At 71.1% G+C, this 5,493-nt stretch carries 6 protein-coding genes; 3 read left to right on the forward strand and 3 right to left on the reverse strand.

From position 1 onward, the window contains the following. A partial coding sequence (gene msrB / locus LOY02_RS17485) for a peptide-methionine (R)-S-oxide reductase (RefSeq protein ID WP_317183649.1) occupies positions 1-249 on the forward strand: 249 nt, incomplete at its 5' end. A 102-nt stretch (positions 250-351) separates the two neighbouring features. Next, positions 352-735, forward strand: a complete 384-nt coding sequence (locus LOY02_RS17490; protein ID WP_317183650.1) for a DUF1707 domain-containing protein — start codon at positions 352-354, stop codon at positions 733-735. Between the two features lie 25 nt (positions 736-760). On the opposite strand, the gene hemQ is transcribed toward LOY02_RS17490, so the two are convergent. Together hemQ and hemG are read right to left on the reverse strand one after the other, a co-directional pair. Then, entirely contained in the window at positions 761-1,462 is a 702-nt protein-coding gene (gene hemQ / locus LOY02_RS17495; RefSeq protein ID WP_317183651.1) for a hydrogen peroxide-dependent heme synthase, read from the reverse strand. A 7-nt stretch (positions 1,463-1,469) separates the two neighbouring features. Further along, entirely contained in the window at positions 1,470-2,882 is a 1,413-nt protein-coding gene (gene hemG, locus LOY02_RS17500; RefSeq protein WP_317183652.1) for a protoporphyrinogen oxidase, read from the reverse strand. Between the two features lie 106 nt (positions 2,883-2,988). Here hemG and LOY02_RS17505 point away from each other — a divergent pair, with 106 nt between their 5' ends. Continuing rightward, positions 2,989-4,104, forward strand: a complete 1,116-nt coding sequence (locus LOY02_RS17505; protein ID WP_317183653.1) for a DUF4349 domain-containing protein — start codon at positions 2,989-2,991, stop codon at positions 4,102-4,104. 3 nt (positions 4,105-4,107) lie between these two features. Here the strand turns inward: LOY02_RS17505 and murJ are convergent. Next, a partial coding sequence (gene murJ / locus LOY02_RS17510) for a murein biosynthesis integral membrane protein MurJ (RefSeq protein WP_317183654.1) occupies positions 4,108-5,493 on the reverse strand: 1,386 nt, incomplete at its 5' end.

Consider the following 5,493-nt stretch of genomic DNA (forward strand, 5'->3'; position numbering starts at 1 on the left):
GAGCTCTTCCGCAGCGACACGAAGTTCGAGTCGCACTGTGGCTGGCCGTCGTTCTACGCACCGCTCGCCGGGGACAGGGTCGAGTACATCGAGGACACCAGCCTCGGCATGCACCGGGTCGAGGTCCGCTGCGCGACGTGCGGCTCGCACCTCGGGCACGTCTTCGAGGGCGAGGGCTACGACACCCCGACGGACCAGCGCTACTGCATCAACTCGATCAGCCTGCGTCTCGTGCCCGACACGCAGTAGCCGACGTATGCCGCTGGGCTCACCGGGTGACGCGCGCAGCACCTTCGCGCCTCGGGAGGGGGCTGGAAGCGGGCCGGGTGGTGATCGGCCTATCCTCGCGTCATGGGGACCGATGACCTGCGCGTGGGTGATGCCGAGCGCCGGGCGGCGCTCGAGCTGCTCGCCGCGCACTTCGAGGCTGGCCGGCTGGACTCGCACGAATACGAGGACCGGCGCGGCCGCGCGGCCGATGCCGTGACGCGCCGCGAGCTGGACGACCTCTTCACCGACCTTCCCGCCCTGGCGTCTGACGGCACCGTACTGGCCAAGCGTGGCTCCGCTCAGGTGGTGTCGCCCAAGACCGGGGCGAGAAGGGTCCGCGACACGGTCCTGGCGCTCACGCCGTTCATCGCGCTTGCACTCTTCTTCCGGACCGGCTCCTGGCTCTGGTTCCTGCTCGTCCCGGTCGTCGCGATCGTCGCCTCGGGCGTCTTCGACGACGACTGAGCGGCGCGGTGTCGTCGGAGCCGGTTCAGCGAAGGTTGGCGACGAGCTCGCGCGGCTCGACCCTGGGGCCGGTGAAGAAGGGGATCTCCTCGCGCACGTGGTTGCGCGCCCGGGAGGCCCGCAGCTCGCGCATGAGATCGACGATGCGGTGCAGCTCGTCGGCCTCGAAGGCGAGCAGCCACTCGTAGTCGCCGAGGGCGAAGGAAGCGATGGTGTTGGCGCGGACGTCGGGATATTCGCGGGCCATCTGGCCGTGCTCGCGGAGCATGTCACGGCGCTCCTTGTCGTCGAGCAGGTACCAGTCGTAGGAGCGGACGAACGGATAGACGCAGACGTACCTGCGGGGGTTCTCCTCGGCCATGAAGGCGGGGATGTGGCTCTTGTTGAACTCCGCGGGACGGTGGAGGGCGGCCGAGGACCACACCGGCTCGAGGTGCGTGCCGAGCTCGGAGCGCAGGAAGCGGTGGTAGGCCGACTGGAGCTGCTCGATCGTCGGGGCGTGCCACCAGATCATGAAATCGGCGTCCCCGCGCAGGCCCGCGACGTCGTAGAAGCCGCGAACCGTGACTCCTTCGTCGGTGATCGCTGCCACGAAGGACTCGAGCTCCTCAGCGAGCGTTTCCCGGTCGCTCCCGAGTGGAAGGACGCTGCTGAACACCGACCACATCGAGTATCGGATGGTCTCGTTGATCTCACGCATCTGGGCCGGGGTCAGCTTGTCGGTCATGCGCTCATCATCCCAACCCGGTGTCTCCTGACCGCAGTCGGGTCAGCAGCACGTCCGCGGCCCGGCGGCCCGACGCGATGCACGCCGGCACGCCGACGCCGGCCAGGGCGGCACCCGCAAGCGAGATCCCGGGGGCGGGGTCGGTCAGGCCGGTGACGAGGGCCCGGTGTCCGACCGCGTACTGCGGGAGCCCCCCGCCCCAGCGCTGGACGTGGACCGCAGCCGGTGTGGGCAGCGCGCGACCGAGCACGGTGGCCAGGTCGGCGAGGGCCACCTCGACGAGCTCGTCGTCGGGCCGGTGCAGGGTCGCCTCCTCCCGGTGTCGGCCGATGGAGGCCCGGAGCACCGTGCGGTCGGGGTGGGCGGCGGCGAGCCACGGCCACTTGACGCTGCTGAAGGTCGACGCCTTGATCGTCAGGGGCTCAGTGGGAGGGACGAGGAAGCCGCTGCCGTCGAGCACGTCTGGCGGCGGCCCGTCGAGGATGAGGGTGACGATCGCCATGGAGGCGTACTCGATGGTGTCGAGCCGCGCCGCGGCGCCGGGCGCGATGTCACGGATCAGGCGTGCCGTCGGGGCTGCCGGCGTGGCGAGGACGACCGCGTCGAAGACGTCCTCGTGCACATCCGTCGTCGGGCCGCTCGAGACGACGAATCGGCCGTCGCGACGCTCCAGCCGGCGAACCATGGTGCCGGTGCGGATTGCGGCCCCGAGGTCGGCCAGCCGGGCGGCCATCACTGCGGGGACGGTGCCCAACCCGCCCGCGACCGTGGCGAACAACGGCGGCGGGTCGGTCTGCAGCGCTGCCGAGGCGGCTGCCCGCGCGACCGAACGAGCCGCCTCGAGCGCGGGCGTGCCAGCGGTGGCCGCCTCGTAGAGCGCCGGAATCGCCATCTCCAAGGAGAGATTGCGCGCGTGACCGGCGTAGACGCCCGCGAGCAGCGGCTCCACGAGGGTGTCCGTCACGGCAGCGCCGAGTCGTGAGTCGATGAAGTCCCCGACGGAGATGTCGCCGCGGACCGGCGGTGAGAGCACCTCTGCCCTGAGCCGCTCCACGTCCGCATCGCACAGCAGCCCACGCACCGACTCGGGGTCGGACGGGACGCCCATGAGGGTCCCCCCGGGGAGTGGCCGACGCACGCCGCCGCTGACGATCGAGGCAGGCACCCGGGCCGGGTGGGTGATGTGGTCTGTGAGGCCCAGCTCGTCGATGAGCCGGATCGCCTCGGGACGACGAGCGAGGACCGACTCGGCGCCGACGTCGACCGTGATGCCCCCGACCTCCTCGACCCGCAGCTTGCCCCCGACGCGAGGTGAGCCCTCGAGGACGGTCACGTCGAGGGCACGCGATGCGCGGGCCAGGTGCCAGGCAGCGGCGAGTCCAGCGATGCCGCCTCCGATCACTCCCACGTGCACGTCCATGGGGCCACTCTCCCACTGCGTCGTCAACGTTTCGGCCCCGCCCGGTGTCCCCCTAGGTAGAGGGCGCAGCTCAAGCGCCTCCACACCCCCAGTCAGAGAGGTCACCATGATCGAGCTCCACCGCCTACGGCCCCAGGGCGCGAGGCAGCAACGGGTCTGGCTCGCCGCCGGCCTGGTCGTGCTGGTCATCCTGGTGGCGATTCCCTTCGGACTGGGCGCCCTCGGACGATCCGGGGTCAGCTCGGAAGGCGACGCGCCGACGAGGGGCGGGATGGTCAGCGAGGCCGACGCAGCAGGGTCGGACGGTGCGGGATCGGACAGTGCGGGATCGAACAGTGCGGGCTCGGGCGCCGGTCCGATCGCGCCGGAGGCGCCGGGGGCCGGCGACGGCTCCCCCCGTGAAGGGACCGCCCGCGACGACAAGGCGCCGACCGCCACGTCAGGTCAGGTCCCCGGCGCCGTGCAGGCGCTGGGGAATCGGCTGGCTCGAACCGCCTCGCTCGGGCTGAAGGTGGCCGACCTCGCGGCGGCGAGCGCCCGCGTCCGCGCCATCGCCGCGGCCGCCGGCGGGCAGGTGCTCTCGGAGAGCGTCGTCACGGCCGCAGACCCCACGGGATCGTCGAGGGACGTCAAGGGAGGGACGGGGCCGCTCGAGGACGTCGGGGTCGTACCGGTCGGTCTCGACGAGGCGCGGATCACCCTGGGCGTGCCTGCCGACCGACTCGACTCCGTCCTCGACGACCTGTCGGCGGCGAACGTGGGGACCGTGTCGTACCGGTCGTCCCGGTCGGAGGACGTGACCGAGACCTATGTGGACACCCAAGCCCGCATCCAACCCGCGAAGGACAGCATTGCGCGCGTGCGGGCCCTCATGGTCAAGGCAACCACGCTCGACCAGATCGTCCTGCTCGAGAGCGAGCTGGCCAGGCGGCAGTCGGACCTCGACTCGCTCGAGCAACGACTCGCCGAGCTCGACCGGCGCACGACGACAGCCACGGTCTCGGTGAGTCTCTGGACGGACGCCACGACGTCGGCACAGCCGGGCGAGAACCGTTTCGTCGACAGCCTCGCGAAGGCATGGGGCGCCTTTCTCGACTCGATCATGGTCGTCGTCACCGGGCTGGCCGTCCTGCTGCCGTGGCTGCTCATTGCCGCGGTCATCGCCTGGCTGGTCCGACGCTGGCTGCGTCGGCGGGGTGGCGCTGCTCCGGCCGCCGACTGAGGGTCAGCCGAGACGGCGGCGGACCATGTCGGCCACGTCGCGCACCTCGCGGACGCGCAGCGCGTGCGCCAGGGCGAGGTAGACGATGACGAAGAGCAGGCCGGCGAAGCTGAGGACGATCCCGCTCGAGAAGAGCCGGTCGACGACGCTGGACGGCGCGGTCGGGTCCCCGAGGATGGGGCCCAGCACCGTCATCGTCCCCCAGGCGAGCAGGCCGGCCCCGCCCGCAGCGACTCCGATCCGCGCCGTCGAGTCGACGATCTCTCCCAGGCCGAGCAGTCCGAGCCGGCGACGGAGCATGACGATGCCGGTCGTCGAGCTCGCGACATTGCCGATGGTCTGGCCGGCGGCGACGACGGCGATGGCCCACTTCGGGTCGAGCGCGAGGGTGATCGCGGCCCCGGTGAGGGAGATCAGCGTCAGCACGGCCTGCATCAGCAGTGGCGACCGGCCGTCCTCGAGCGCGAAGAAGACCCGGTAGCACAGCAGGTCGACGCCGAAGGGGACGATGCCCAGGATCATGACGACGAGAACGATTGCGGCGAGCTCGATGGACGGGCCGTCGATGCCTGGGTTGAGCAGGGCGACGATCGGGGTGGCGGCGACCATGACGAAGACCATGACCGGCACGTTGGCGACGAGCGGCAGGAGCATGCCCCTGCGGAAGTCGGCCTTGAGGGTCGCGACGTCGCCGTCGGCTGCAGCCTTCGACAGTCGCGGGAAGAGAGCCGTGATGATGGAGACGGCGACGAAGGCGTGCGGCAGCATGAAGATGGTGAAGGCCACGGCGTAGACCGAGGTGGCCCGCAGTGGGTCGTCCGCGGGGCGGCCGGACCGCTCGGCGGCAGTGTTGAGCACCCACTGCGTGACGAAGAAGCCGATCTGGGACACCGCGAGACCGGCGAAGGCCCAGACTGCGAGCCGGCTGACCCCGCCGAGTCCCACATCTCGCAGGCCCCAGCGCGGGCGGTAGCGGAAGCCGGAGCGGTAGAGGGCGGGGAGCAGCCAGGCGGCCTGGGCGATGACCGACACCGTCGCCGACCCGGCGAAGAGCCAGATCATCGGACCGGTCCACTGGTCCGGCGGCCGGGCGAGCGGCTGCCCCTGGGAGTTGACGACCTGGGGCGCGGGGAAGACCACGATGAAGACGATGAGGCCGACGATCGCGACCACGTTGGCGACGAAGGGCGCCCAGGCGAAGGCGCCGAACCGGTTCTTCGCGTTGAGGATCTGGCCGAAGAGCGCGAAGGCGCCGTAGAAGAAGATCTGCGGGAGGCAGATGAACGCGAACGCGAGGGCGAGGCGCTCGAAGTCGTCGCCGCGGCCGCCGGACAGCAGGGACACGAAGGCGCCCGCACCGAGGACGACGAGGACGGTGATGCCGGCCAT

This window comes from Intrasporangium sp. (genome assembly GCF_032907665.1).
Lineage (GTDB): Bacteria > Actinomycetota > Actinomycetes > Actinomycetales > Dermatophilaceae > Intrasporangium.

Excerpts from the sequence above, each read along its gene's own strand:
- hemQ (WP_317183651.1), bottom strand. The coding sequence starts at position 1,462 with ATGACCGACAAGCTGACCCCGGCCCAGATGCGTGAGATCAACGAGACC.
- hemG (WP_317183652.1), bottom strand. The coding sequence starts at position 2,882 with ATGGACGTGCACGTGGGAGTGATCGGAGGCGGCATCGCTGGACTCGCC.
- LOY02_RS17490 (WP_317183650.1), top strand. The coding sequence starts at position 352 with ATGGGGACCGATGACCTGCGCGTGGGTGATGCCGAGCGCCGGGCGGCG.
- LOY02_RS17505 (WP_317183653.1), top strand. The coding sequence starts at position 2,989 with ATGATCGAGCTCCACCGCCTACGGCCCCAGGGCGCGAGGCAGCAACGG.